This window comes from Bacillus sp. K7 (assembly GCF_053903245.1).
Genome location: NZ_CP096406.1, coordinates 1,272,372 through 1,294,817 on the forward strand (window position 1 = coordinate 1,272,372; position 22,446 = coordinate 1,294,817).

General features: G+C 45.9%; 21 protein-coding genes. 16 read left to right on the plus strand and 5 right to left on the minus strand.

Annotation, left to right across the window (positions count from 1 at the left end; all coding sequences use genetic code 11):
- Positions 1 to 11: 11 nt before the first annotated feature.
- Complete coding sequence (locus M1D98_RS06435) at positions 12 to 686, plus strand: RraA family protein (protein ID WP_121642362.1); 675 nt, start codon at positions 12 to 14, stop codon at positions 684 to 686.
- Positions 683 to 1,555, plus strand: a complete 873-nt coding sequence (locus tag M1D98_RS06440) for a DUF6282 family protein (RefSeq protein WP_268527557.1) — start codon at positions 683 to 685, stop codon at positions 1,553 to 1,555. Before M1D98_RS06435 ends, M1D98_RS06440 begins: the two co-directional genes overlap by 4 nt.
- Positions 1,556 to 1,596: 41 nt before the next feature.
- On the opposite strand, the gene M1D98_RS06445 is transcribed toward M1D98_RS06440, so the two are convergent.
- The 3 genes from M1D98_RS06445 to M1D98_RS06455 form a co-directional block, all read right to left on the minus strand.
- Positions 1,597 to 2,349 (minus strand): ABC transporter permease, encoded by a 753-nt coding sequence (locus M1D98_RS06445; RefSeq protein ID WP_268538217.1) that lies wholly within the window; start codon positions 2,347 to 2,349, stop codon positions 1,597 to 1,599.
- Positions 2,349 to 3,101, minus strand: a complete 753-nt coding sequence (locus tag M1D98_RS06450; RefSeq protein ID WP_121642365.1) for an ABC transporter ATP-binding protein — start codon at positions 3,099 to 3,101, stop codon at positions 2,349 to 2,351. Before M1D98_RS06450 ends, M1D98_RS06445 begins: the two co-directional genes overlap by 1 nt.
- A gap of 121 nt (positions 3,102 to 3,222) precedes the next feature.
- The gene (locus tag M1D98_RS06455) at positions 3,223 to 4,197 is read right to left on the minus strand and encodes a DMT family transporter (RefSeq protein WP_268558901.1); all 975 of its coding nucleotides are present in this window, start codon (positions 4,195 to 4,197) and stop codon (positions 3,223 to 3,225) included.
- 130 nt (positions 4,198 to 4,327) lie between these two features.
- On the opposite strand from M1D98_RS06455, the gene M1D98_RS06460 reads away from it, so the two are divergent.
- The 13 genes from M1D98_RS06460 to M1D98_RS06520 all read left to right on the plus strand — a co-directional run bounded on the left by M1D98_RS06460 (position 4,328) and on the right by M1D98_RS06520 (position 19,426).
- The gene (locus M1D98_RS06460; protein ID WP_121642367.1) at positions 4,328 to 4,825 is read left to right on the plus strand and encodes a cupin domain-containing protein; all 498 of its coding nucleotides are present in this window, start codon (positions 4,328 to 4,330) and stop codon (positions 4,823 to 4,825) included.
- A 392-nt stretch (positions 4,826 to 5,217) separates the two neighbouring features.
- Positions 5,218 to 5,640, plus strand: coding sequence for a DUF1641 domain-containing protein (locus M1D98_RS06465; RefSeq protein WP_010329466.1), 423 nt, complete (start codon positions 5,218 to 5,220; stop codon positions 5,638 to 5,640).
- A 39-nt stretch (positions 5,641 to 5,679) separates the two neighbouring features.
- Entirely contained in the window at positions 5,680 to 6,858 is a 1,179-nt protein-coding gene (locus M1D98_RS06470) for an NAD(P)/FAD-dependent oxidoreductase (protein ID WP_456280118.1), read from the plus strand.
- A gap of 198 nt (positions 6,859 to 7,056) precedes the next feature.
- Positions 7,057 to 8,478 (plus strand): glucuronate isomerase, encoded by a 1,422-nt coding sequence (gene uxaC, locus M1D98_RS06475; protein WP_456280119.1) that lies wholly within the window; start codon positions 7,057 to 7,059, stop codon positions 8,476 to 8,478.
- A gap of 79 nt (positions 8,479 to 8,557) precedes the next feature.
- Positions 8,558 to 9,937, plus strand: coding sequence for an MFS transporter (locus M1D98_RS06480; protein WP_010329470.1), 1,380 nt, complete (start codon positions 8,558 to 8,560; stop codon positions 9,935 to 9,937).
- Positions 9,938 to 10,052: 115 nt separating this feature from the next.
- The gene (gene allD, locus M1D98_RS06485) at positions 10,053 to 11,054 is read left to right on the plus strand and encodes an ureidoglycolate dehydrogenase (protein ID WP_435576897.1); all 1,002 of its coding nucleotides are present in this window, start codon (positions 10,053 to 10,055) and stop codon (positions 11,052 to 11,054) included.
- A 5-nt stretch (positions 11,055 to 11,059) separates the two neighbouring features.
- Entirely contained in the window at positions 11,060 to 12,079 is a 1,020-nt protein-coding gene (locus tag M1D98_RS06490) for a zinc-binding alcohol dehydrogenase family protein (RefSeq protein ID WP_435576869.1), read from the plus strand.
- Positions 12,080 to 12,103: 24 nt separating this feature from the next.
- Complete coding sequence (uxuA, locus tag M1D98_RS06495; RefSeq protein WP_435576870.1) at positions 12,104 to 13,183, plus strand: mannonate dehydratase; 1,080 nt, start codon at positions 12,104 to 12,106, stop codon at positions 13,181 to 13,183.
- A complete protein-coding gene (locus M1D98_RS06500; protein WP_435576871.1) occupies positions 13,180 to 14,016 on the plus strand; it encodes an SDR family oxidoreductase in 837 nt (278 codons plus the stop codon). Before uxuA ends, M1D98_RS06500 begins: the two co-directional genes overlap by 4 nt.
- 46 nt (positions 14,017 to 14,062) lie before the next feature.
- The gene (locus M1D98_RS06505) at positions 14,063 to 15,331 is read left to right on the plus strand and encodes an MFS transporter (protein WP_456280120.1); all 1,269 of its coding nucleotides are present in this window, start codon (positions 14,063 to 14,065) and stop codon (positions 15,329 to 15,331) included.
- 84 nt (positions 15,332 to 15,415) lie between these two features.
- The gene (locus tag M1D98_RS06510; protein WP_039073639.1) at positions 15,416 to 16,417 is read left to right on the plus strand and encodes a LacI family DNA-binding transcriptional regulator; all 1,002 of its coding nucleotides are present in this window, start codon (positions 15,416 to 15,418) and stop codon (positions 16,415 to 16,417) included.
- A gap of 76 nt (positions 16,418 to 16,493) precedes the next feature.
- Positions 16,494 to 17,936, plus strand: a complete 1,443-nt coding sequence (locus M1D98_RS06515; RefSeq protein WP_456280121.1) for a tagaturonate reductase — start codon at positions 16,494 to 16,496, stop codon at positions 17,934 to 17,936.
- On the plus strand, positions 17,933 to 19,426 hold the full coding sequence (locus M1D98_RS06520) for a UxaA family hydrolase (RefSeq protein WP_456280122.1): 1,494 nt from the start codon (positions 17,933 to 17,935) through the stop codon (positions 19,424 to 19,426). The genes M1D98_RS06515 and M1D98_RS06520 overlap by 4 nt, the downstream gene beginning before the upstream one ends.
- A 38-nt stretch (positions 19,427 to 19,464) precedes the next feature.
- Here the strand turns inward: M1D98_RS06520 and M1D98_RS06525 are convergent, their stop codons facing one another.
- Together M1D98_RS06525 and M1D98_RS06530 are read right to left on the minus strand one after the other, a co-directional pair.
- On the minus strand, positions 19,465 to 20,229 hold the full coding sequence (locus tag M1D98_RS06525; protein WP_010329479.1) for a sulfite exporter TauE/SafE family protein: 765 nt from the start codon (positions 20,227 to 20,229) through the stop codon (positions 19,465 to 19,467).
- Positions 20,230 to 20,453: 224 nt separating this feature from the next.
- A complete protein-coding gene (locus M1D98_RS06530) occupies positions 20,454 to 20,918 on the minus strand; it encodes a DinB family protein (protein ID WP_010330388.1) in 465 nt (154 codons plus the stop codon).
- 149 nt (positions 20,919 to 21,067) lie between these two features.
- Here M1D98_RS06530 and yjoB point away from each other — a divergent pair, with 149 nt between their 5' ends.
- Positions 21,068 to 22,339 (plus strand): ATPase YjoB, encoded by a 1,272-nt coding sequence (gene yjoB / locus M1D98_RS06535; protein ID WP_121642376.1) that lies wholly within the window; start codon positions 21,068 to 21,070, stop codon positions 22,337 to 22,339.
- Positions 22,340 to 22,446 lie beyond the last annotated feature (107 nt).

The window sequence follows — 22,446 nt, forward strand, 5'->3', positions numbered from 1 at the left end:
AGGCCAAATAAGTGGATCATCAACAAATCATAAAAGAATTGAAATCGTTTGATACGCCGACGATTTCCGACGCATTGGACAGTTTAAACATAGATGGCGGATTAAGCGGTATCGTACCGAGAAACACGTCTGCTGATATTTGCGGAACAGCGTTTACAGTGGAATACAGAGATCCGAGCGAAGAGGAACAGCAAGTTGCCAAGGCAGCCGATTTTATTGATGAGGCCGAAGAGGGTTCAGTTGTTATTCTTGCTAATAACGGCCGTACGGACTGTACCGTATGGGGCAATATTTTAACCCAATTGGCGATTCAAAAGAAAATCGCGGGCACTGTAATAGATGGTGCTTGCCGTGATATTGATTATATTCGGGAAACGGAGTACGCCATGTTCAGTACTGCTGTCTATATGAAAACGGGAAAAGGCCGGACGAAAAAGACAGCCCATCAGGTCCCTGTCACGATTAGCGGCACGGTTATTCAGCCGAACGATTTTGTCCGCGCGGACCAAAATGGCGTGATCGTCATTCCTCAAGACGTTGCCGAAGAAGTCATCAAGCGTTCTAGAGCCATTGAAGAAACAGAAGAGAAAATCAAAGAAGCCGTTTCGCGGGGCGTACATTTAAAAGAAGCGCGTGACATGTATAAGTATCACCGACCTTGGGAGAATGAAGTGACAGCCAAATGAAACTTGAGCGATTTTTAGATCTTCATGTCCACGCATGGCCTGATACGTACAATAGAAGATATACGATTTTTAATCTGGGTGAAGAACTAAAAGCGAACAATGGAGCCGCCGTTATGAAAAGCCACTTGATGGCCACAACGCCGCTTGCGCGCACGGCCCGGGAGATGGGGCTGCCGCTCTTTGGATCTATTACATTAAACCAGTACAACGGCGGCATTAACCGGTCGGTGGTGGAAGCAGCGATTGCTGCGAACGGTCCGGATCATTCTTCAATGATGATTTGGTTTCCCACTTTGACCTTGCCGTCAAACAAACCAAAAACAAAACAAACCACATCTCATCCTGTTTTAGCTGAACATACAGTGAAATATGAAAGGGTCAGCGAAAACGGAAAACTGCGTCAAGAAACAAAGGAAGTCATTCAAGTAGCATCGGCGTTTAACATTCCATTAGCGACAGGCCATTCCTCAAAAGAAGAAGTGTATATGCTGATTGAAGAAACAGAAAAGCAAAAATGTAAGCTGATGATTACGCACCCGTTTTACCAGTGTACAAATTTTACAATCGCTGAGGTCATTGATATGCTGTCTTCTTCCAAAAACGTCTATGTTGAATTTGCTGTTTTAATGAGCAAAATTGGTTATGACCGGCACGAGGATTTAGTTGAAGTGCTGAAAACATGGGGAACAGATCGCATATGCGTCTCGACGGATTTCGGCCAGTTAAAGAATGGGACAGTAACTGAGGGATATACGGAATATGTGACAGAGGTAAAAAAAGCTGCTGAAGCAAATGGATTTGATTTTAATCAAAAAATCGCTGATGAGATTTGTTATTTGAATCCAACCGCTTTTTTAGGCGTGAAATAAAGGTGAGCCCTTCCGTTTCGGGAAGGGCTCATCTTTTTCGGTTATCCATTTTCCTTCAGCTGCTGATGCGCTGTAAATAATGAAGGGTATGTCAGAACGCTTAAGATCACACATGTCAGCGCGGCTGACGCCATCGTTGTAAATACGATTAAGAGCTGAAAGCGTACCGCCTGAATCGGGTCCGCGCCCGCTAAAATCTGGCCGGTCATCATGCCTGGAAGCTGAACAAGCCCCAGCGTTTTTTGGCTTTCCAGCGTCGGGATCATACTCATTTTCATCGCTGAAGTAAGAATACGCTGTATGGATTGCTTCGGTGTGCCTCCAAGAGACAATATCAATTGTATCTCTTCTTTGCGAACACCGATTTCTGAGCTAAGCCGGTTTAAAAACAGACTTGCGAGCACCATCGAATTTCCAATGACCATTCCGCTGATCGGAATGACATATCGGGCCGTAAACGGGATGATATGAAGAGACAGCAAAATGCCTTGCGTTACCATTTCTACAATCGCTAACGCTGCGAATACTTTCCAAAACGAACCGATCGTATTTTTCTTTCGTTTGACGACATTTTGTGCCGCCACTGCCAGCATTAGCAGCACCATGAACAAGATAAAAACAGGGTGGTCTCCGCGGAAAATCAGCGACAGGACATAACCGATGACAAGCAGCTGTACCGCGGCCCGGATCGTGGCGATGACCATGTCTTTTTCAACGCCGGCTTTAAAGGATTTGGATAAAAACAAGGCGATCAAAACAAAGATCATCGTTAAAGAGAGAGAAAGGTAATCCATTATCGGGTCCCTCCCTTCAAAAACTCTTTCGCTGCTTCATGCTGCGGATTGGAGAAAAACGCTTCGGTTTCAGCAATTTCCAGCAGCCGTCCGTCCGCCATAAACCAAATGGTGTCGGCAACTCGCTTCGCCTGCTCCATATTATGAGTCACCCACATGACCGTCCATTTTTTCTCTTGATGCTGGCGTTTGATCAGTTCCTCAATCTCAAGAGCGGAAACCGGGTCCAAGGCGGATGTGATTTCGTCCAATAAAAGAATAGAGGAAGGGTTTGCGAGCGTTCTGGCTAGTGACAGCCGTTGCCGCTGTCCGCCTGATAAATCCTTGGCGCTTCTGTCTAAAAGCTCTGGCGGTAGCCCTGTAAGAGATGCAAGCTCCTCAGGAGAGTGCTGCTGGGATTGATGCAGCCTTTGGACCAGACTAAGATTGTCACGGACTGTCTCGTCAAGAACGGGAGCCGATTGAAACGCGAGGGCCGCCGTTCGCCTCAGCTCATTGACATTCCATTCTCGGACTTCTTTTCCGTATATGTATATGTCGCCGCTATCAGGCGTTCTCATTACATTGCACATCGACAGGAGGGTGCTTTTGCCTGAACCAGAAGGGCCTAAAACGGCGACGATTGCGCCCTGTTGAATGTCTCCGGTGACATCTTGCAATACATCATAAGTTTGTCTATCTTGTTCATAGCTTTTTCTGACTGATCTGAAGGAGATGGCTGGTCTGTTTTGTGTTTGATCGTTTGCTTCCATTATATTATTCACCTTTCAGTATATAAGTAGGATGATCCTTTATGTAAATATAACGTGAAATAGATGCTTTTTGGTAGCGAAAATAAAAGAGAACAGGCTTTCACCCATTCTCCTGCAGATGCTATGCGGTCAGGTTTGACTGTGTGTTCTTTTTCGGTTTTCCCAGTTGTGAAGCAAAGGTGTGCAACACCATCCCTGCAATAATAATGAATAAACCGGCAAATGATAAAAAGGATGGAAAAACACCTGACAGCAGAACGATTTCACCAAGCAGCGCAAATATCACTTCACCGGATTGGGTTGCTTCAACGGCCGCGAGCTTTCGCGGATTGTCTCTTACCATATCAGTTGCCCAGAAAAATAAAACGGTGGCAATGACGCCTGAGCTGACGGCAACGATGAAGGATTGAACGGTTTGCCCCGCTGTTGGAAGGCCGTCTGACCACCACCCGTAAGCTGCTATAACCAGCCAGAACGGAAGGCTCGCCAAGGTCATTCCCAGCACGCGCTGAAATGTATCAAGCCGGCCTCCGTATTCTTCGAGCATTCTCCGGTTTCCTAACGGATAGGCAAAAGCCGCAATGACAACCGGCAGCACACTGAAAAGCAACATCTTTCCGGAAAGCGATTCTGCATGCTGAAGCTGGATGAGCGCCGCTCCGATCAGAATGATCACGGACGTGCCAAGTGAAACAAGGGGAATCTTTTGCCGAACGAGCTGCGGGCCGCCCGGCATCTCTTTTTTGACATAAAAAAGAGGAGATAGGAGCACGCCGGCTACAATGGTGATTTGCCAAGTTCCGGCTACGAGCCAACCTGGACCGTATGCAGCCGCAAATGTGATCGGCGCGTAAAAAAGCACGAAGCCGGCAAAGCTCCATTTGATCCAAAAAAACGGTTTTTTCCGCATCTCTAGTAAGAGTGGGGCGAATGTCCCTCTCATGATGACAATCACACATAAAAACGGCATCATAAAAATAAATCGCAGCGAAGAGCTCCAAAGCCAGCTGCCTCCGGATAATTCCATCGCTCTGTTTAAAATAAAGGTAACGGCGAAAAAGAGTGAAGCCAATACTCCGATAATGATTGCTTTCATGATATCCCTCATTCTGGCATTATTTTTTATACTATACTACTCGATATCGCACAGATCAATGAAGTCGTGAGAAAATAAGCATGTTTTACAAACCGCAATGTGTGGAAGACAAAAAATGGAGGTGACATTGATGGAACCAGAGACACAGACCTACTTTTTTCAGGATGACGGCAGGATTCCGAACCACCCTGATTTTCCGCTCGTTGTGTATCAAAACGCACTCAAGGACACCGGTTCGGCAGAGCGGATCGTCAATCGGCATGGCTGGTCAAACAGCTGGTCGGGAAGTGTTTTTCCATACCATCATTATCACAGCAATGCGCATGAAGTCCTGGTTGCTGTCCGGGGAGAGGCTGTGATTCAGTTTGGGGGAGAAAAAGGAGTTGCCATTCCCTTCAAATCGGGCGACGCAGTCGTGATTCCAGCTGGAGTTGGCCATAAAAAGCAAAGCGCGAGCGGCGATTTTACCGTTATTGGCGCTTATCCGGGAGGCGTTCAGTACGATATGAAGACGGGAGAGCCAAATGAACGGGACGAAGCGGTGAAACAGATCAAGCAGGTCTCATTGCCGTCGAATGACCCGATCACAGGAAAAAGAGCTCCTCTTTTGGAAATATGGGTCAAGTGAAGGGGAGAAAATTGCCGGAGTGTCAATAACTAGTGCCGCAGAAACGTTATGATACGGGCTTTATTTAAATTAATTTCATAATCGAAGCAATTCACGTTCAAATTTTGTTCAAAAAGTGTTATCATATAGAAGGTAATTGAATTGGAGTTTTTTGTGTTTGCTATTTTCAGAGAGAGTAAAGGATTTTTGACTTATTCAATTGTTTATTTTTGAGATAAAAATAATACTGAATATGGCAAGATGAAAAACTGGGTAGTAAACATTTATTTTTGTAAATGATTGTGCATGAATTCACAATCCTTATTCTTATGCTTTCAAGCATGAGACCAGGGAGAGGCACTACCCTTTCCACAAAAAATCTGCAAACTGCTTATAGTAAAGGAGAATTGGATATGCCAGAAACAATCGATCAAACAAATGCGTCTGTCAGCCAAAGCCAGCAAGATCTTATTGATCAGCTGTTAAAGCCGGAAGTTCAAGAATCACTGACTGTTCTAGTTGACCAGCTTCCAAAGCTGACTGAGTTAGTGAATATTTTAACGAAGTCTTATGATTTCGCTCAGTCTGTAGCAACTGACGAAGTGTTAAAAAGCGATACTGTCGGTGCGATCACTGAAATGCTTGAGCCTGTAAAAGAAACAGCGAAAGAAGTGGCTGCGACTGCAATCGAAGCGAAAGACCGCGCTGATGCAAGCAACGAAACGATTGGTCTATTCGGCCTGTTGCGCATGCTGAAAGACCCTCAAGCGCAAAAGCTGTTCCGTTTTGCTAACAGCTACCTTGAAGTCATGAACGAACGCGAAAACCAAAAATAATCTCAGACTCAAATTGATATAAAGGACGGAGGATATACGATGTCAAAACATATTGTCATTCTAGGCGCTGGTTATGGCGGAGTTCTTTCTGCTTTAACAGTTCGCAAACATTACACAAAAGAACAAGCAAAAGTGACAGTGGTAAACAAATACCCAACTCACCAAATCATTACGGAATTACACCGTCTTGCAGCAGGCAACGTGTCTGAAAAAGCGGTTGCAATGCCATTAGAAAAACTTTTCAAAGGCAAAGACATTGATCTTAAAATCGCGGAAGTAAGCTCTTTCTCTGTTGATAAAAAAGAAGTTGCGCTTGCTGACGGTTCTACATTATCTTACGATGCGCTTGTTGTAGGCCTTGGTTCTGTAACAGCTTACTTCGGCATCCCGGGCCTTGAAGAAAACAGCATGGTATTGAAATCCGCTGCTGATGCGAACAAAGTCTTCCAGCATGTTGAAGATCGTGTGCGCGAGTATTCTAAAACGAAAAACGAAGCTGATGCAACAATCCTTATCGGCGGAGGCGGCTTAACAGGTGTTGAGCTTGTCGGTGAGCTTGCTGACATCATGCCGAACCTTGCAAAAAAATATGGCGTAGACCATAAAGAAATTAAATTGAAGCTCGTTGAAGCAGGTCCGAAAATCCTTCCTGTTCTTCCGGATGATCTGATCGAACGTGCGACTGTAAGCCTTGAAAAACGCGGCGTAGAGTTCTTAACAGGCCTGCCTGTTACAAATGTAGAAGGAAACGTGATTGATCTGAAAGACGGATCAAAAGTTGTTGCCAACACATTTGTTTGGACTGGCGGCGTACAAGGCAACCCATTAGTCGGTGAATCAGGTCTTGAAGTGAACCGCGGACGTGCAACAGTAAACGACTTCCTGCAATCTACATCTCATGAGGATGTATTCGTTGCCGGTGACAGCGCAGTTTACTTCGCTCCAGACGGCCGTCCATACCCGCCGACTGCACAAATCGCATGGCAAATGGGTGAGCTGATCGGCTACAACCTATTCGCTTACTTAGAAGGCAAAACGCTTGAAACATTCAATCCAGTAAACTCTGGTACACTTGCAAGCCTTGGACGCAAAGATGCGGTTGCCATCATTGGTGCTAATTCTACACCGCTTAAAGGCCTTCCTGCTTCCTTGATGAAAGAAGCAAGTAACGTACGCTACTTAACACACATTAAAGGACTTTTCAGCCTGGCTTACTAAGCCTTTCTTGTGGGATCGACATTGCCAAAAGCCATCCTTTCGGGATGCTTTCCGGCAATGTCTTTTTTTATGTGTTTGCTAACGTTAACAATTCATTTTCAAAAAAGAGATTGATTGCAGAGGAATATAAAGGTAAAATAAAGCTAAATCAAAATGTTAACGTTAACATTTTGAAATCGAATGAAAGACGGTGAGGACATGGAACCCTTCATGGGCGAACATTTTTTGCTGAAAAATGAAACCGCTGTCAGCCTCTATCACAATCATGCGAAAGACATGCCGATTATTGATTATCACTGCCACTTAAGCCCGAAAGAAATCTATGAAAATAAGAAATTTCAAAACATCACGGAAGCCTGGCTGTATGGAGACCATTACAAATGGCGCCTCATGAGAGCCAATGGAATTGAAGAAACATACATTACCGGTGATGCGCCTGATGAGGAGAAGTTTATGGCCTGGGCGAAAACCGTGCCGATGGCGATCGGCAATCCGCTCTACAATTGGACTCACTTAGAACTGCAGCGTTATTTTGGCATTTATGAGATTTTAAATGAGCAATCCGCGCCGGGTATATGGAAACGGACGAATGAACTGCTTCAAGGAGAAGGCTTCGGGGCAAGGGATTTCATCGTGAAATCAAATGTAAAGGTCGTTTGCACGACTGATGACCCCGTCGATTCTCTTGAATACCATCTATTATTAAAAGAAGACAAAGATTTTCCTGTCAGCGTGCTGCCCGGGTTTCGGCCGGATAAGGGACTTGAGATCAATCGTGAAGGCTTTCCTGATTGGGTGCAGGCACTTGAAGATGCGGCAGCCATACCGATTACAACCTATAATGAGTTTCTAGAGGCGCTGGAAAAACGGGTGCGATTCTTCCATTCAGCCGGCGGCAGAGTGTCTGATCACGCGATAGATTCGATGGTATTTGCTGAAACGACAAAAGAGGAAGCGGGACGGATTTTTTCTGACAGATTACAAGGAACAGAGATTTCTTATGAGGATGAGAAGAAATTTAAGACGTATACCCTTCAGTTTTTATGCGGTTTGTATGCGGAGCTCGATTGGGCGATGCAGTTTCATATCAATGCCTTAAGAAACACGAATACAAAAATGATGAAGAGGCTTGGACCTGACACAGGCTATGATTCTATGAATGATGAAGACATTGCTAAGCCTTTATACAAGCTGCTGAACTCAGTTGAGATGAAGAAGAAGCTGCCGAAAACGATTTTATATTCATTGAATCCAAACGATAACTATGTCATCGCCAGCATGATCAACAGTTTTCAGGATGGTGTTACCCCGGGGAAAATCCAATTTGGCACAGCCTGGTGGTTTAACGATACAAAAGACGGGATGCTCGAGCAAATGAAAGCGTTATCAAACGTCGGGCTTTTCAGTCGCTTTATCGGCATGCTCACCGATTCCAGAAGCTTTCTTTCCTATACGCGCCATGAATATTTCAGGCGGATCGTTTGCAATTTGATTGGGGAATGGGTGGAAAACGGTGAAGTGCCGCGTGACATGGGGCTTTTGGGAAGCATTGTTCGGGGAATTTGCTATGACAATGCGAAACGCTACTTTCAATTTCAAGAAGAGAAAGCAAACGTGTAACCACATGTCCGCTCAGGCGTGATCATGCGTCATCCTGAGCGGGCCACTACCCGAAAATTTTTAAACACAGAGGTGGAAGATGCGAACTGAACTGGCAAATAAGGTTGTGTCACTCGAAACGGAGAAAAGGCTTTCATTGAAAGAGAAAATATCCTATGGTTTTGGTGATTTTGGCAACGGCTTTATGTTTGATCTCGGCCAAATTTATTTATTAAAGTATTTTACTGATGTAGCGGGAATCCCGGCTGCGATGGCCGGCGGCATTTTTTTAGTCAGCAAGCTGTTTGCGGCGATAACAGATCCGATTGTCGGATCATCTATTGATTATCGCAAACATATCGGCAAACGGGGGAAATTCAGGCCTTATCTATTAATCGGAAGCATCGTGCTCGCGGTGCTTACTGTTCTTATCTTTCTGTCTCCCAATGTATCAACGACCGGAAAACTCATTTATGCATATGCATCCTATATGATCTGGGGAATCGGCTATTCATTTGTGAATATTCCGTACGGCTCATTAGGAGCAGCGATGACTCAAAACTCTGAGGACCGAACCTCCATTTCGACTTTCCGCCAAATTGGATCACTTGGGGCTTTGTTTATCACAAGTGTGGCCGTGATGCCGCTGCTCGTCAAGTTTGATAATCCAAAGGTCGGTTACCCGGTGGTCATGGGCTTGTTCGCCGCACTCGGCGTGATTTGGTTTTATATTTGTTACCGCAACTGCAAAGAGCGCATTGTCATATCGGAAGCGCCAAAAGAAAAATTAACACTCTCATCTGTCGTCAAAACATTTATCACAAACAAACCGCTGTTAACCCTTGTCCTCATGACGATTTTTTCAATTTCCGCATACAACATTAAATCCGCCATGCTCGTCTATTTCGCACAATATAATCTAGGCAATGTTGAACTGATGGCGTATATGAACTTTATTATTATCGGTTCTTCCTTTTTGGGCGTCATATTTCTGCCAAAGCTCGTCAAAATATTTGGAAAAAAAAGAACGGCAATGATCGGCTTCGGCATCAGTGTGGCCGCGGATCTGGTCAACTTTATGCTTCCATCAAACGTTTATGTGTTTACGATTCTTGCCAGCATCGCCTTTATCGGAATCAGTATCCCAAATGGCATCACGTGGGCGCTTGTCTCCGATATTATTGACTATGGCGAATGGAAATCCGGTGAACGGAAAGAAGCAACGACATATTCACTTTTTAACTTCTCCAGAAAGCTTGCCCAGTCATTGTCGGGTTTTCTCTCGGGTATTGGTTTAGGGATTATCGGCTATGTGCCGAATGCTGTCCAGACAGCACAGGCGCTGATCGGAATCAAAGCGCTACTGCTTCTGTATCCGGCTATAGCTTTGGCATTAGCGATGATCATTATCGGCTTTCTCTATAAACTCACAGACCAGCAGCATGCACAGATTGTTCAGGATCTTCATCAAAAGAGCTGACAAAATAAAGTAGAGAATATTTGAAATAATCCGTAAATAAATATATTTGTAAGTGTTTTCTATTGAGAGTGCCCAAAGAATGAAAGAGGAAGGAGGCATGTGATTGAACACGGTAATGATATCAGCTGAAGAAGCAAAGAAACTTGTTCGGCAAAAGCTGGCCTGTGCCCATTTGAATGAACGAGACGCAGAAAAAGTGGCAGATGTCCTCGTACACGCCGATTTACGCAATGTGCACTCACATGGTGTGCTGCGAACAGAACACTATGTAAACAGGCTAAGGGCAGGGGGGATCAACCCCGAAGCACATCCTGTTTTTAAAGAAACCGGGCCTGTGACCGGGATACTGGATGGTGATGACGGATTCGGCCATGTGATTTGTGATATGGCGATGGACCGCGCAATGGACATGGCAAAGAAAAACGGAGTCGGCATGGTGACGGCTGTAAACAGCAGCCATTGCGGAGCGCTAAGCTATTTTGTGCAAAAAGCGGCTGACGAAAAGCTGATCGGTATGGCAATGACGCATACGGACAGTATCGTTGTCCCTTTTGGAGGGAGGGCTCCATTTTTAGGGACAAATCCGATTGCTTACGGTGTCCCTGCTAAGCATAAAAAACCGTTTATCCTTGATATGGCGACCTCCAAAGTGGCTTTTGGGAAGATTTTGCAGGCCCGTGAAGAGGGCGAAGCCATTCCCGTGGGATGGGGAGTCGATGAAAACGGAGAAGCAGCAACTGATCCATACAAGGTCGCCTCTCTTTCAACATTCGGCGGCCCGAAAGGCTATGGGCTATCTATAATAGTAGATGTGTTTTCTGGATTGCTGGCGGGCGCGGCTTTTGGCCCTCATATCGCCAAAATGTACAGCGGGCTTGAGCAAAAAAGAAAGCTGGGGCATTACGTTTGCGCGATCAATCCGTCCTTTTTTACAGACCATGATACGTTTTTAGAGCAGATGGATGCCATGCTCAATGAATTGCAGCAGTCACCGCCGGCTGCTGGAGTCGAGAGAGTGTATGTACCCGGCGAGATCGAACAGCTGCATGAAGAAAGAAATAAGGTGCACGGAATATCAATCGCTCGGAGCGTGTATCAATTCTTAAAAAGCAGGTGAGAAAAATGAAAGCGGTTCAAGTGCGAAAGGCGTATGATCTGGTGACAGCGGAGATGAAGAAGCCGGTTCTTTCAAAGGATGATGAAGTGCTCGTGAAAGTCAAGCGAGTCGGGATTTGCGGTTCAGACATGCACATTTATCATGGCACGAATCCGCTCGCCACCCTCCCGAGAGTCATCGGACACGAGGTAACGGGGCAAGTGGAGGAAGTTGGCGCGAATGTGCAGAGCCTAAAAACCGGTGACCACGTTGTGATTGAGCCGATTTCTTATTGCGGGACGTGTTATGCCTGCCGCAAAGGGCGCCCGAATGTCTGCGCAAAGCTTTCTGTGTTCGGCGTACATGTGGACGGCGGCATGCGGGAATATGTTGTGCTTCCGGAAAGACAGCTTCACGCAGTCTCAAAGGACTTGCCTTGGGAGGAAGCGGTCATGGCCGAGCCTTATACGATAGGCGCCCAGGCAGTGTGGAGAGGCCAGGTGGAAAAAGGAGACACCGTTCTGATCCAGGGAGCGGGGCCCATCGGGATCTGTGTGTTAAAAATGGCAAAGCTGGCGGGCGCTGCCGTCATGATGACTGACTTGAACAGCGAACGGCTGGCATTTGCGAAAGAAAACGGTGCCGATGCTGTCGTAAATGCACAAACAGAACATGTTGCTGAGCGGGTCCGGGAATGGACTGGGAATGAAGGCGCCAATGTGGTCATTGATGCGGTTTGTCTGCCGGCGACTTTTGAGCTTTCAGTTGAGGCCGTTTCTCCGGCGGGGCATGTGGTTGTCCTTGGATTTGATGAAAGAGCGGCACAAATTTCTCAGCTCCCGATAACCAAAAAAGAAGTCACGATAACCGGATCGAGATTGCAGACCAATCAGTTTCCGAAAGTGGTAGAGCTTTTGAATAAAGGACAGTTAACGCATAATGGGCTGATAACGCATACATTTTCAGTAGATGACGTCCATCACGCATTTCAGCTTATCAAGGAGCAACCAGATCAAGTGCGGAAAGCCGTCATCACGTTTGATTAATCGACTGAATCCGGAGGTGTGTACATGAATATGACATTTCGATGGTATGGCCGAGGCAACGATACAGTCACACTTGAACACGTGAAGCAAATTCCCGGAGTCAAAGGCATCGTCTGGGCTCTCCACCAAAAACCTGTCGGCGATGTGTGGGAAAAAGATGAAATTAGAGCCGAGACCGAATATATTCAATCCTATGGATTTCATGCTGAAGTTGTAGAAAGCGTGAATGTTCATGAAGCGATTAAACTCGGTAATGAAGAACGCGGCCGGTATATTGAAAACTACAAACAAACCATCCGCAATCTTGCCGAATTTGGCGTGAAAGTGATTTGCTATAATTTTATGCCGGTGTTTGACTGGACACGCACGGACATGTTCCGCCCGCTGGAGGATGGATCAACCGCTTTGTTTTTTGAAAAGGCCAAGGTGGAGAGCCTTGAGCCCCAAGAGCTGATTCGGACGGTGGAGCAAGCATCTGACATGACACTGCCGGGGTGGGAGCCGGAAAAATTAGCCCGGATCAAAGAGCTGTTTGCAGCATACAGAACGGTCGATGAAGAACAGCTATGGGACAATTTATCATTCTTTTTGGAAGAAATTCTTCCGGTTGCAGAAAGTCACGGTGTTCAAATGGCTATTCATCCGGATGACCCGCCATGGCCGATTTTCGGACTGCCGCGCATAATCACAGGGGAGGCAAGCTATAAGAGACTAAGAGCGATATCAGATTCACCGTCTAATGGCATCACCCTTTGTACAGGTTCAATGGGAGCCAATCCCGCTAATGACATGATGGAAATCGCTAAAACGTATGGCGGCATCGCCCCCTTTTCACATATTCGCAATGTGAAAATTTACGAGAATGGCGATTTTATTGAAACATCTCATCTGACAAATGATGGTTCGATCAACATTCAAGGCGTGATGGAAGAACTGCATAAGCAGGATTACGAAGGATATGTGAGACCAGATCATGGGCGCCATCTTTGGGGTGAGCAATGCCGCCCGGGTTATGGCTTGTACGATCGCGCCCTTGGCATTATGTATTTGAACGGGCTGTGGGACGCATACGAAGCAATGGCGAAAAAAGAGGTGAAAGCATGATTCCGCGGCATGAGAACCTGGCTGGTAAAACGGCTGTCATCACTGGCGGGAGCGGCGTGCTTTGCTCAGCGATGGCCCGGGAGCTTGCCAGACAAGGCATGAAGGTAGCGATATTGAACCGGACAGCTGAAAAAGGCCAAGCGGTCGTGGATAAGATTGCGGCTGCTGGCGGAACAGCATGCTCTGTTTCTGCGGATGTGCTGGACAGGGGGTCACTGGTGCAAGCAAAGGAGGATATCCTCGGCCGGTTTGGCTCTGTCGATCTGCTAATAAATGGGGCTGGCGGCAATCATCCTGATGCGATAACCGATGTGGAGACGTATGAAGAAGCGGGAGAAGGCCAATCCTTTTTTGATCTGGATGAGGGGGGCTTTTTAACTGTATTCTCCACCAACTTCACCGGTGCGTTTCTGGCCTCTCAAGTGTTTGGAAAAGAGCTGCTGAAGGCTGATTCGCCTGCGATTATCAACCTTTCTTCCATGAGTGCTTATTCACCGATGACGAAGGTTCCGGCATACAGTGCCGCCAAAGCATCGATCAATAATTTTACGATGTGGATGGCCGTTCATTTTGCCGAGACCGGGCTGCGGGTTAATGCGATAGCCCCAGGATTCTTTCTGACGAAACAAAATCATGATCTGCTGATCAAGCAAGATGGAACATTCACCAGCCGATCTAACAACATTATTGCGGGAACACCGATGAAGCGCTTTGGAAAACCGGAAGACCTGCTCGGCACGCTTCTTTGGCTGGCGGATGAATCCTATTCCGGTTTTGTCACTGGAATTACCGTCCCTGTCGATGGAGGATTTATGGCTTATTCAGGCGTGTAGTGAATCAGCGCAACAGAAACTGAACCAACATAGGGGTGAGGTTGAGATGTTCTCAAAAGATAAGCTTCCCATTATCCTTTTTTTGTTCCTGGCAGGAGTGATTAATTATCTGGATCGCTCGGCGCTTTCTATTGCCGCACCTTTTATTCAGGATGATCTCACATTGTCTGCCACGCAAATGGGCTTGATTTTCAGCAGTTTTTCGGTTGGTTACGCCATTTTCAACTTTCTTGGGGGAGTGGCGTCTGACCGCTATGGGGCGAAGCTGACCTTGTTTGTCGCCATGGTCGTTTGGTCGCTGTTCAGCGGCGCAGTCGCCCTCGCCGTTGGTTTTGTCAGCCTGCTGATGATACGCATCCTCTTTGGAATGGGAGAAGGTCCGCTGTCTGCGACCATCAACAAGATGGTGAATAACTGGTTCCCGCCGACACAACGGGCGTCCGTTATCGGGGTGACCAATAGCGGAACGCCGCTCGGGGGAGCCATTTCCGGACCGATCGTCGGCATGATCGCAATCGCGTTCAGCTGGAAGGTATCCTTCGTTCTCATTATGATCATTGGATTATTATGGGCAGTGCTTTGGCTCAAGTTCGTCAAAGAAAAGCCGCCAGCGGCGAGGGGAGATGCCCCCGCGATCAAAATAGAAACGTCTCCCCGTGAAAACATTCCGCTTATTTTTTACCTGAAGCAAAAAACAGTCCTGTTCACAGCATTTGCTTTTTTCGCTTACAACTACATCCTCTTCTTCTTTTTGACGTGGTTTCCGAGCTACCTTGTTGAAGAGCGGGGGTTAAGTGTTGAATCGATGAGTGTGATTACGGTCATTCCGTGGATTTTAGGCTTCATCGGCCTTGCAGCGGGGGGATTTGTTTCTGACTATGTGTATAAAAAAACAGCCCGAAAAGGTGTGCTGTTCTCGCGCAAGGTTGTGCTTGTCTCATGTTTGTTTTCATCAGCGATCCTGATTGGTTTGGCAGGGATTGTGACAACTACTGCGGGCGCTGTAACACTTGTCGCTTTATCAGTGTTCTTTCTCTATTTGACCGGCGCGATCTATTGGGCTGTCATTCAAGATGTGGTCGATCAAAACAATGTCGGTTCTGTAGGCGGCTTCATGCATTTCCTCGCCAACACGGCAGGAATTATCGGCCCGGCTTTCACCGGTTTTATCGTTGACCAAACGGGCACGTTTTCTGGAGCATTTTTGCTTGCCGGAGGGCTGGCGGTCTTCGCTTCACTTGCTGTTATTCGTTTTGTCTGTCCGATCATCGGCAAACCGGCAGGAACAGGAACGAAGGATTCGGTGACTTATTAATCTGGAAATATAGTGGGAGAGGCGGTATGTTTGATGATACAATATACAGTAAATCGCAGCCGGTATGGTAAGGAAGGGAATTAGATGGTAACCATAAAAGATATCGCAAAACTCGCAAATGTATCCCACACAACCGTTTCCAGAGCACTCAACAACAGCCCTTACATCAAAGAACATACGAAGAAAAAAATACTGGAGCTCGCAGCACAGCTCAACTATACGCCAAATGTAAACGCGAAAAGCCTGGCGATGCAAAAGTCTCATACGATCGGGCTTTTCTTTACAAGCATTACAAACGGAACCTCACACAGCTTCTTTGCTCATACAATCAAAGGCGTAAACCAAGCCATAAGTGAGAATTACAATCTTTATGTGCGCGGCATTGATGATCTGAAAACCTATGACTCTGTTACGCCGATGAGATATGACGGCATCATTTTAATGAGCCAAAGTGACATTGATAATTCTTTTATTTATCATATTCGGGAAAAAAACATCCCGCTCGTCGTACTGAACCGCGATATTGATGACCGCAGCATCACGAATATCTTGTCCAATGACAAGGAAGGCTCTCAGGAAGCTGTAGAATACTTCATTACAAACGGACATCAAGATATCGCCATCATCGAAGGAATAGAAGGCTTTAAATCCTCCCAGCAGCGAAAGGAGGGCTACTTAGCCGCATTGATTCATCATCATATACCGATCAAACATGAATACAGTGTCAAAGGGCAATACGATATGGAAAGCGGCTTTCAAGCGATGGAACGGCTGCTGGCACTGCCGAATCCTCCAACCGCTGTCTTTTGTTCGAATGATGATATGGCAATCGGAGCGATGAATGCGATATTCGCCAAGGGCCTGAGGGTTCCTGATGACATTTCCGTAATCGGATTTGATGATATTGGGTTTTCGCAATACATCACACCAAGGCTTTCAACAGTAAAGCGCCCAGTGGAGAAAATCAGCGTGCTCGGCGCGCAAAAACTGTTGTCGCTGATCAGCGAACCGGAAACAAAAGCAGAAAAAATCTTCGAAAATACAGAATTTATGGTCCGTGATTCAGTTAGACAATTGACGATATGATGCCCCGTGTTCAGCGGGCATTCTTTATACAGAAAAATGTTAACGTGTGCATAAATAAGAGAGGGAGGCAATGAAAGTGCAGAAGCTCAATAAAAACGTGTACGATCACTATACTCAGTACCGGGAAAAAATCCTTCAATTTGGAGAAGGAAACTTTCTGCGAGGGTTTGTCGATTGGCAGATTGATCAATTGAATCAACATACTGATTTTCATGGGAGCATCGCAGTTGTGCAGCCGAGAGGGTCAGAAAAAATCAAAAGGTTAAATCAGCAAGATGGTTTATACACGCTTTTTTTACAGGGAATGAAAGACGGAGAAGCGGTAAAAGAGCATATGATTATCAACTCAATCAGCCGCGGCATTGATCTGTTTTCTGATTATGAAGCGTACAAAGAACTGGCTTCAAGCGAAGACCTGAGATTTATCATTTCCAATACCACTGAGGCTGGTATTGTATGTGATGAAAAGGATCGTTTAGAGGATAGGCCGCAAAAAACATTCCCTGGGAAATTAACTGCATTTCTCTACTTTCGCTATCAGGCTTTTAGAGGAGATCAGACAAAAGGGTGTGTCTTAATCCCATGTGAGCTGATCGAGAATAATGGCGAAAAGCTGAAGGAAACGGTTCTTCATTATGCGGATCTATGGAAGCTGGAAGAAGGGTTTACACAGTGGCTTCATGAGGCCAACACGTTTTGCAATAGTTTAGTAGATCGCATTGTCCCGGGTTTTCCTGTGGATCGCATTGATGAGATCACGGCAGATCTGGGCTATCAAGATGATTTGATTGTTGTGGGAGAACAGTATTATTTATGGGTGATCGAGGGGCCGAAGTGGATTGGAGAGGAACTGCCCTTTGCGGCTGCCGGGCTCCATACAAAGATCGTCAGCGACCTGACCCCTTACAGGGTTAAAAAAGTGAGAATTTTAAATGGTGCTCATACGGCCATGACGCCAGTGGCTTTATTATACGGCTTGCAAACGGTGCGGGATGCTGTCGAGCATCCGGAAGTAGGGCAGTTTATTAGAGAGATGATCAGTGACGACATTCTTCCTGTTTTAAAAATGGAAGGGCTTTCTCAATATATTAATGATGTGCTGAACCGTTTCAAAAACCCGTATATGAAGCATTATCTAGAAAGCATCGCATTGAATTCCGTTTCCAAATTCAAAACGAGAAACCTGCCGACCATTCAGGAATATGTTGAACAGAAAGGACAGCTTCCTGAACGCATGGTGTTTTCTTTCAGCGCTCTTCTGTATTTTTATCAGGGAAACGAGTATTTGCAGGATGATCCGGCTGTTCTTCAATTTTTCACAGAGGTGTGGCATCAGGAGAATGGAGACATGCTCCGTATTGCCTCAAGGGTGTTAGGCGAAGAGCGGCTGTGGGGGGCAGATCTGAACGAGATACCGAGGCTGACTGAAAGAGTCGCTGATCACTTGAATCATATTCATAAGCTGGGCATGCAGCGGGCTCTTAAACAATGCTGCACACAAAGGGGAGAAGTGCGATGAAGTCATTTATCAAGATTCATAAACAAGATAATGTCCTTCTTGCTCTGCGGGATATCGGGAAGGGAGAGCGGCTGAATGCGGACGGCGTGTCGATTGAAGTGAAGGATGATATTAAAAGAGGCCACAAGATTGCGCTGCAGCCTATCAAAGAAAACGACAGCATCATCAAATACGGATTTCCAATCGGGCATGCATCACAAGATATATCGATCGGAGAGCATATTCATGTCCATAATACGAAAACAAACCTGTCTGATATCCAAACATACAGCTATACACCGAGATTTGATGAAAATCCGTATTCAAATGAAAACCGGACGTTTAAGGGATTTAGAAGAGAAAACGGAGATGCCGGTGTACGGAATGAATTGTGGATTGTGCCGACTGTCGGCTGCGTCAACGGGATCGCTGAAAAAATGCTCCAGCGTTTTGTCAGAGAAACGGGGGATATCGCTCCATTCGATAACGTGCTCGTGTTAAAACACCAATACGGCTGCTCGCAGCTTGGCGACGACCACGAAAATACGAAGCAAATCCTTCTAAATGCCATTCGCCACCCAAATGCCGGCGGCGTCTTGGTGTTAGGGCTTGGCTGTGAAAACAACGAGCTGGCAGGAATGAAGGAAGCGCTGCAAGATGTGAATCTGAATCGGGTGAAGTTTCTTGAATCGCAGTCGGTGACGAATGAAATGGAGGCAGGCGTTGCGTTGCTGAAGGAAATTCATGAAGCCGCTAAAGGGGATAGGAGAGAAGACATTTCGCTGTCTGTACTGAAAATCGGGCTGAAATGCGGAGGGTCGGACGGTTTTTCCGGCGTAACGGCAAATCCGCTGCTTGGCCGTTTTTCAGACTATATCATCGCACAGGGAGGAAGCACGGTGCTGACGGAAGTCCCGGAGATGTTCGGTGCGGAAACCATCCTGATGCAGCGGGCTGCCAATGAGGAAGTGTTTCATAAAATTGTCCATTTAATCAATGATTTCAAACAATATTTTATCAAACACGAACAGCCGGTGTACGAAAACCCTTCACCGGGCAACAAAGCGGGCGGCATCTCTACGCTTGAGGATAAATCGCTGGGCTGCACGCAAAAAGCGGGGATTTCCCCTGTCACGGATGTCTTGAAATACGGCGAAGTGCTCAAGACAAACGGGCTGACGCTTTTGAGCGCGCCAGGCAATGACTTAATCGCGTCCTCCGCATTGGCGGCGGCCGGCTGCCAAATTGTCTTGTTTACAACGGGAAGAGGCACGCCGTTTGGCACCTTTGTCCCGACGGTGAAGGTCGCGACAAACACCCAGCTGTACGAGACGAAACCGCATTGGATTGATTTCAACGCGGGTCTTTTAGCGGAGGATGATGTGCATGAGGAATATGTACTGCGGGAGTTTATCCACTATATGATTGAAGTGGCCAGCGGTCAGCTTGTGAACCATGAAAAAAATGATTTCAGAGAACTTGCCATTTTTAAATCAGGTGTGACGTTATAATGAAGAAGAGCTATCCTGCGAGGGGATAGCCTTTTTCATTAAATCAGTTTTAAGCCGCTGATCAGAATGATGGACGCCATAATAAATTGCAGCGGACGCGGGGAGAAGCGAGGCGAGAGATGGCTTCCGATCAGCACGCCGGGAATTGAACCGAGCAGCAGGTTAGCTGCCAGCATATAGTCGACGCTTCCGAAGCTTGCGTTCAAGATGCCTGCTGCTGTCACGAGAAGAAAAGCATGCGCGATATCGGTTCCGACAATCTGTGACGCTTTCATGTTAAATAAGTAAATCATGGCAATGGCAAATAATGATCCGGAACCGATTGATGTTAATCCGACGATAAATCCAAACACGACACCAATGAGAATCGTGAGCGTCCGCTTATTTTCAAGCGGCATCAGCTGCCAGCGGTTGGGGCGAAGTTTTCTATCCAAAAACAAACGAACGATAATGGAAATGGCAACTAGCGTTAACACATAGCCAAGAGCGTGCTTTATAATGTCTTCCTGATGCTGATGAAAGGCGGGGAACAAATGCAATATGCCAATGGCTAAAGAAGCACTAGGAATACTGCCGATGGCTAAGTATTTGACTAATGTAAAGTTAATCGTTTTCTGCCGCCAATGGGAGGCAACGCCAAACAGCTTTGTGATCGAGTTATATACAAGATCCGTACCGACAGCGATTGAAGGATTAATGCCAAGCACAATTAAAAGAGGAGTTAATAAGGCCGCTCCGCCCACTCCTGTCAATCCCACTAAGGCTCCGACAAACAAACCCATCAATATGATTGTTACACTCATGATAAAGGCCTCCTGAAAACCCGACTATTTTTATCAGATTATATATAATTAGGTCAAGTTAATCAATTGAATGTTTAGAATGTTTGTGCGTTTGCTGCTTGAAAATTTGGTTTGCTCAATATCTTTATTCATTTGCCCTAGAATGAGTGTCTGGACAGGATTCAGCAGGAAGCCAGAGGCACAAAAAAAGATACCCTGGACAGGTATCTTTTTGTCTTATGTATTTACATGCGCTGCTGATAGAAAGGAAGTTCTGTGTGCCCCATTTCCCGCACATAAACGAACAGGTTGCCTTTATGGTGAATTTCATGCTCCATCGCAAGCTGAAGCAGTGTGCGGCCTGTGATTTTTCTGCCAAAAGTAGCTGTCAGATCAATTTCTCTGTCCAGTTGCTCTTCTGTCAGCTGTTCAAGGATAGCGGCCGTTTTTTCTGTATATGTTTTTGCCAAAACATTGAGATCTGTTTCCATTTCTTCCTGTTTGTTTTGGAATGGTGAGGCGTTGCCTTCTTTAATGACATTTGCAAACAAGTGGAAAGACGTAAGAATGTGTTTGACCAGTTCCTCCGCTGACATTGATGTTTCAGCCGGTTTGTAGCTGTAATGGTCTTTGCTGATTTTTTCAGCCAGCTCATTTGTCACGTTTCGATGGGATAAAAAATGGCTCACAATTTGATTGGATTGACTCAATATGATCTCCTCCATATGAAAAATAAATGGTGCAATGAAATCCTATATCAACGGTTATCATTTCACAAGCAATATGCTGTGGGATGAAACAAAAAGCTAAGTCAATCGTCTATATAACGTTCACAAAAGATCAAGAAATGGAGATTAACATGACAAATATACCTTTCATTTATCAGTACGAAGAAAAAGAGAATGAAAGAGCTGCGGTGGGCTACGGCACTTTCGGTTATCTTATAACACGAATTGAAGAGGCGCTTTATGATCAATATGGCGTTTTCTATGAGCTTTATGCAAGTGATGACCCGAACACTGAGTACTGGGAGCTTCTTGAAGAAGATGTCCGCAGCGGTTCATTGGAGCCTAAGCATGTGGCTTATATATTTGAAAAGCTTGAAAAGAAAACCTTTGCTTACGATGAAGATGAAAAAGAACCGGATTATACCGTTCATCAATCTATACGAAACAGCGTATATGCATATCCTGAAAAGGGTGTTGCTTTTGCCAGAATTCCATATTTCCAAGATGGGAGCATGATGAGTTTCGATTGCCTGTTTGCGGTTAACGATGAAAAAATGCGTGCATTCTTAGAGGGCGTCAGACCACGCCTTTGGGAAAAAAGCAAGCGGAAAGTGACCGTTTTTACGGATGGGGATGGCGGGACTTCAAAAGAACAGGAAGCGATCGTCAGAGAGGTTCAACGAAATCAGGTGATGATGAGCCCAGTGTTGAAAAAAGAGATATACCGGTCAATTGATCAATTTTTTCATAGTGATAAAACGTTTTATCAAACGTATAACATCCCTTACAAGCGCGGCATCCTGTTATATGGACCTCCCGGAAATGGAAAGACAACATTAGTAAAGTCGATTGCAGGCAGTATCGATGCACCTGTTGCCTATTGGCAAATTACAGAATTTACGTCGAGCGAGACAATAGAAGAAGTCTTTCAGTCAGCGAGACGACTCGCTCCTGCAGTTTTGGTCATCGAGGATATAGATTCGATGCCGGAAGATGTGCGATCCTTTTTTCTCAATACGCTGGACGGCGCGACATCAAAAGAGGGGATTTTTCTCATCGGCACGACAAATTATCCCGAAAAGATCGATCCGGGCTTGATGAATCGTGCAGGACGGTTTGACCGTGCCTACGAAATCGGGCTTCCGGATGAAGAGCTGCGGCGGGAATATATGAAAATGAGAGGCTTTGGCATCTTCCTGAATGAAGAAGAAATCAAAAGTGCCGCGAAGCTTACAGAAGGCTTTTCCTTTGCCCAGCTGGGAGAATTATATGTATCTTCCGCCCTTCAATGGCACCAAGAAGGGGAGCATCATATTGAAGCCATGGTAAAAGACATGACAGGAGAACAAAGAAAAAGCCGGCACGGAAGCTGGATGGAAAGAAACAAGGTCGGTTTTCACTAAATGAAAGCACGGGTTTTGAAAACCCGCGCTTTTTTGTTGCGGTTAGCCGAAATTCGACAATTGCGGTCTTTTTGCGTTCTTCTTTTTCTAGTAAATATGATAAAATA

Coding starts and splice junctions, on each gene's coding strand:
- M1D98_RS06440 (WP_268527557.1), top strand. CDS start 683: ATGAAACTTGAGCGATTTTTAGATCTTCATGTCCACGCATGGCCTGAT.
- M1D98_RS06445 (WP_268538217.1), bottom strand. CDS start 2,349: ATGGATTACCTTTCTCTCTCTTTAACGATGATCTTTGTTTTGATCGCC.
- M1D98_RS06520 (WP_456280122.1), top strand. CDS start 17,933: ATGAAGTCATTTATCAAGATTCATAAACAAGATAATGTCCTTCTTGCT.
- M1D98_RS06505 (WP_456280120.1), top strand. CDS start 14,063: ATGTTCTCAAAAGATAAGCTTCCCATTATCCTTTTTTTGTTCCTGGCA.
- M1D98_RS06510 (WP_039073639.1), top strand. CDS start 15,416: ATGGTAACCATAAAAGATATCGCAAAACTCGCAAATGTATCCCACACA.
- allD (WP_435576897.1), top strand. CDS start 10,053: ATGATATCAGCTGAAGAAGCAAAGAAACTTGTTCGGCAAAAGCTGGCC.
- M1D98_RS06500 (WP_435576871.1), top strand. CDS start 13,180: ATGATTCCGCGGCATGAGAACCTGGCTGGTAAAACGGCTGTCATCACT.
- yjoB (WP_121642376.1), top strand. CDS start 21,068: ATGACAAATATACCTTTCATTTATCAGTACGAAGAAAAAGAGAATGAA.
- M1D98_RS06450 (WP_121642365.1), bottom strand. CDS start 3,101: ATGGAAGCAAACGATCAAACACAAAACAGACCAGCCATCTCCTTCAGA.
- M1D98_RS06470 (WP_456280118.1), top strand. CDS start 5,680: ATGTCAAAACATATTGTCATTCTAGGCGCTGGTTATGGCGGAGTTCTT.
- M1D98_RS06480 (WP_010329470.1), top strand. CDS start 8,558: ATGCGAACTGAACTGGCAAATAAGGTTGTGTCACTCGAAACGGAGAAA.
- M1D98_RS06455 (WP_268558901.1), bottom strand. CDS start 4,197: ATGAAAGCAATCATTATCGGAGTATTGGCTTCACTCTTTTTCGCCGTT.
- uxaC (WP_456280119.1), top strand. CDS start 7,057: ATGGAACCCTTCATGGGCGAACATTTTTTGCTGAAAAATGAAACCGCT.
- M1D98_RS06490 (WP_435576869.1), top strand. CDS start 11,060: ATGAAAGCGGTTCAAGTGCGAAAGGCGTATGATCTGGTGACAGCGGAG.
- M1D98_RS06460 (WP_121642367.1), top strand. CDS start 4,328: ATGGAACCAGAGACACAGACCTACTTTTTTCAGGATGACGGCAGGATT.
- M1D98_RS06465 (WP_010329466.1), top strand. CDS start 5,218: ATGCCAGAAACAATCGATCAAACAAATGCGTCTGTCAGCCAAAGCCAG.
- uxuA (WP_435576870.1), top strand. CDS start 12,104: ATGAATATGACATTTCGATGGTATGGCCGAGGCAACGATACAGTCACA.
- M1D98_RS06525 (WP_010329479.1), bottom strand. CDS start 20,229: ATGAGTGTAACAATCATATTGATGGGTTTGTTTGTCGGAGCCTTAGTG.